Raw genomic sequence first — 4,514 nt, 5'->3', positions numbered from 1 at the left:
AAAAAGAAGATATGTTTACAGTCCAGAGACTGGGCAATCGCGGCAGGAGCAATGGGAATAATGCGGTTGAGCTTCAGCACACGAACCCCATACCCCTGTTTTCGCAAACACTCTGCCGCCTCCGCCGCAAAGGAAAAAATACGTCCATAGGTGACGACACACAAGGCCCCCTCTCCATAGACAGAGAAGGGCTCCGCTGTGTCACGGAACCAGGCGGGCTTATACAACTCCTTGCCCCGGGGGTAGCGAATGGCGCAGAGCCCCGAACTTAAACGGCTCAAAAAGGCCAGCTGCTCCCGCAACTCCTGAAAATAGGCGGGAGAATATAGAACTGTCCCAGGAATCGTCTGCAAAAAGGCCGTATCAAACAGACCCTGGTGGGTTTTGCCGTCTTCACCCACTACACCGGCCCGGTCAATAGCCAGCAGCACCTGCGTGTTTTGCAACGCTACATCGTGAATCAGCTGGTCATAGCCCCGCTGCAAAAAGGTGGAGTACACGGCAAAGACAGGCCGCATGCCCCCTGCGGCAAGTCCGCCTGCAAAGGTGACCGCATGCTCCTCCGCAATCCCCACATCATAAAAGCGGCCACGAAACCGGCGGCGGAACTCTGAGAGCCCGGTCCCCTCCGCCATAGCGGCGGTAACGGCACAAATCCGGCTGTCCCTCTCCGCCAGCTCACAGAGCGTCTGTCCCAGCACGTCAGAGAAGCTCTGTGCCTTTTCGCCTGTGTCCCCGGTGTCCACATCAAAACCGGAGAGGCCATGATAGCGCGTGGGAGATTGTTCTGCGTACTGATAGCCCTTCCCCTTATAGGTGCGGACATGGAGAAGCACCGGCTTATGCAGCAGCTTGGCGGATTCCAGGGTTTCCGTCAGTTCCCGGATATTGTGGCCGTCAAAGGGGCCGTAATAAGCAAAGCCCAGGTCAGTAAATATATTAGAGCTGTACAGCATTTTTTTCAGGTTTCGCTTGACCCGGCGCATGAGCACCGCAATCGGGCGGCCGATCAGCGGCAGGCGGCGCAGTGCATCCTCTACATTGCTTTTCGCCTTGATATAGCCGGGTCTTGTACGCATATGTGAGAGATAGCGGGCCAAGGAGCCTACATTTTTGGAGATGGACATGGTGTTGTCATTGAGAATGACAATCAGGTTTCGCCGGAGCTGCCCGGCATTGTTCAACCCCTCAAAGGCCAGTCCGCCGGTAAGGGCGCCGTCTCCAATTACGGCTACCACATGGCCCTCTTTTTGCCGCAGGTGGTTTGCCTCAGACAATCCCAGCGCCGAGGAAATGGATGTGCTGCTGTGGCCGCTGGTGAAGTGGTCGTAGGGGCTTTCCTCCCGGTTGGGGAAGCCGGAAAGCCCGTCCTCCTGACGCAGAGTGTGAAAGGCCCCATACCGCCCGGTAAGCAGCTTATAGGGATAGCTCTGATGACCCACATCCCAGACAATCTCATCCCGGTCCGGCTGAAATGCCAAGCCAATGGCCACGGCCAACTCCACCACCCCCAGATTGGAGGCCAGATGCCCGCCATTGTTGGAGACCGTGCGGATGATCAGCTCCCGCATCTCCTCACAGAGCTGGTCCAGTTCCTGGCGGCTCAGGCTTTTCAGATCTTCCGGGGAATGGATCTTTTCCAGCAAAATTCCCATAACCGGCTCCTTTGTCAGGACCCTATCCCGTTCTGCAGCTTTGCGGCGGTCAGGGTGTTCTTCATCAGCATAGCAATGGTCATGGGTCCTACCCCGCCCGGTACCGGCGTGAGATACCCGGCGACTCTCTCGGCCTCTTCAAAAACCACGTCGCCGCAGAGCTTGCCGTTCTCGTTGCGGTTCATACCCACATCGATAACCGCCGCGCCGGGCTTAATCATGCTGCCAGTCACAAAGCCGGCTCTCCCCACCGCAGACACCAGAATATCCGCTGAACGGCAGATTTCCGGGAGATTCTGGGTCTTGCTGTGGCAAATAGTCACCGTGCCGTTCTGGTGGAGGAGGAGCATTGCCATGGGCTTACCCACAATATTGCTGCGACCGATCACCACGCAATGCTTTCCGCTCACCTCTACTCCCGCGGAGCGAAGCAGCTCCATCACCCCAGCTGGAGTGCAGGGCAGAAAGCTGAATTTTCCCTGCATAATCCGCCCCACATTGTAGGCGTGAAAGGCGTCTACGTCTTTATGGGGATCAATGGCATCTACCAACGCCGCCTCGTCCAGACCCTTGGGCAGAGGGGACTGCACAAGAATACCGTTGATTTTCGCCTCTTTGTTCAGTCGATCAATCAGCGCAAGCAGCTTCTCCTGACTGGTTTCCTTTGGCAGGGCATATTCCTCAGAATAGAAGCCCACCTCCTGGCAGGCCTTTTTCTTGTTGTTTACATAGACCCGGGAGGCAGGGTCGTCTCCCACAATCACTACTGCCAAGCCTGGCACAATGCCCTGTTCCTTCAGCTGGGCTGTCTCCTTCGCAACGAAGGCCTTCACTTCAGCAGATACGGCTTTTCCGTCAATGATCTTCGCCACAGGCTTCCCTCCATTCTTATTGCTCCGTTTTTTCTGTTTCAGCTTCCTCCTTGGGCTCTGTGGAAGCAATCTTTTCCTCTGACGCTGCCAGCTCCCCAGCCTCCTCGCCAGAAGCATCCTCCTCTTCAAAGGGAGGAAGGTCTCCGAAAATTGTGCTGGCCGGGGCTTCGGCCTCTGCCTTTGTTTTGGTAAGGCCCACCGACTCCATCACATAGGGGCTCCCACAGCCGGAGAGCTCCTTTCGATGCCGGAAAAGCACCAACAAAGCTACGCCTACCAGCACGCTTCCCGCCGCCACTACCTGAGAGACCCGCAGAGGGCCAACCATCAAGCTGTCTGTACGGGTGCCCTCAATAAAGAACCGCACCGCGCCGTACCACACCAAGTAAAGAATAAAGGTCTGGCCGTCATACCGGCGCAACCGGCGGGTAAAGAAGTGCAAAAGCACAAACCCCAGCAGGCAGAGAATAGATTCATAGAGAAAACAGGGGTGCACCAGACTGTCAGGAAACATTCTTTGGGTGTTATCGCTGCTCATGCCCCAGGGCAGCGTGGTGGTCTCACCAAAGCACTCCTGGTTGACAAAATTGCCCCAGCGCCCCACACCCTGGCCAATGAGAAAGCCCAGCGAAGCCAGGTCCAGCACCGCAGGCACATGGAGCTTCCGCCACTTTGCCACCAACCCGCCAAAAACCATGGCCCCTATAAAGCCGCCGTATATGGCAATGCCTCCGTCATGAATATACAGAATCTGAATCGGGTCGTTCCAGTATTTGTCGCCGGGATAGAAAAGCACATAGTAAAGCCTGGCGCAGACAATGCCGCCCAGTGTGCCGGCAATCACCGCGTCAATCAGCCGGTCCAGATCAATGTTCATTTTTTTCACGCTGCGAAAGGCGTAAATCATTGCCAGCAAAAAGCCAAAGGCAATAATTACGCCATACCAGCGGATATCATAGCTACCGATGGAAAAGGCCACCTCGTTCACGGTAAAGCTCAGCCCCAGTCCCGGAAAATCCACCTGGTGACTCATGGGAATCAGTCCTTTCTGGAAGATGATATGGTGAATGCCCCTGCCTACAGAGGCCGGACCACAGAGAGTACAGTTTTATCGTCCTGAAACACCGCCAGCTTCTCCGCGGTCTGTTCCAGAGTGAGCCCGGCCAGGGCGTCAATATAGGCAAAGGGCTCCAAGCCCTGCAGGGTGAAGTCTGCCAGCCAGTTGGCTATACCTACAGCGCTGTTGAGAGACGCAATGCTCTCTCCATAAAGACTGCGCTTCGCCCACTGAAAGGCCCTCTCCGGAATCCCCTCCCGCTGAAGCCGGGCGGCCTCCTCCCGAATGATTGCGGCCACAGCCTCCGGGTCCCGGGATTCGCCCCCAAAGGTCACCGTGGCAAAGCCGCGCCCCTCAAAATACTGGTAGCTGAAGCTGGACTCGTTGACCAGCTCCTCGTCCAACAAACGCCGGAACATGGGCGAGGCATCCGAAGCCATTACGGAGAGCAGTACGCCCATAGCGGCCAGGTCCTGCTCGCTGCGGGGCTTTCCGCCATTGTCCTTATATCCAAACTGAAAAACCGGCATGGCAATAGGAAGCCTGCTTTCTGTAAAGGAGCGGACCACCTCAGGAGGCTCAGAAGGAAGCAGCCGCCTGACCTGCACCGGAGCAGAAGGCTTGAGCATACGGTCGCACAGAGCCAGCACCTTGTCCACGTCAAACCGCCCTGCCAGCACCAGGACCATGTTGCTCAACTGATAAAAGCTGTGATAACAGCGGTACAGATGCTCCGGCGTAATCCGGGAGATGCTCTCCAAGGTTCCGGCCGCGTCGTCCCGCACCGGGTGGACATGATACATGGCCTTCAGATAGTCAAACATAACACGCCAGCTGGGCATGTCGTCATACATTCTGATCTCCTGACTGATGATGCCCTGCTCCTTCGCTACGGTTTCCTCTGTGAAATAGGGGGACTGAACAAAGTCC

General features: G+C 56.4%; 4 protein-coding genes. All 4 read right to left on the bottom strand.

The window, feature by feature from the left end:
- Positions 1 to 1,655 (bottom strand): 1-deoxy-D-xylulose-5-phosphate synthase (gene dxs, locus ACTO5E_RS10220; RefSeq protein ID WP_482303397.1); only part of this gene is annotated, 1,655 nt, incomplete at its 3' end.
- 14 nt (positions 1,656 to 1,669) lie between these two features.
- Positions 1,670 to 2,527 (bottom strand): bifunctional methylenetetrahydrofolate dehydrogenase/methenyltetrahydrofolate cyclohydrolase FolD, encoded by an 858-nt coding sequence (folD, locus tag ACTO5E_RS10215; RefSeq protein ID WP_482303396.1) that lies wholly within the window; start codon positions 2,525 to 2,527, stop codon positions 1,670 to 1,672.
- 16 nt (positions 2,528 to 2,543) lie between these two features.
- Entirely contained in the window at positions 2,544 to 3,560 is a 1,017-nt protein-coding gene (lgt, locus tag ACTO5E_RS10210) for a prolipoprotein diacylglyceryl transferase (protein WP_482303395.1), read from the bottom strand.
- 44 nt (positions 3,561 to 3,604) lie between these two features.
- On the bottom strand, positions 3,605 to 4,514 hold a 910-nt coding region (locus tag ACTO5E_RS10205), incomplete at its 5' end, for a M16 family metallopeptidase (RefSeq protein ID WP_482303394.1).

The organism is Acutalibacter sp., assembly GCF_056800975.1.
This window is presented reverse-complemented; position numbering and strand designations above follow the sequence as displayed.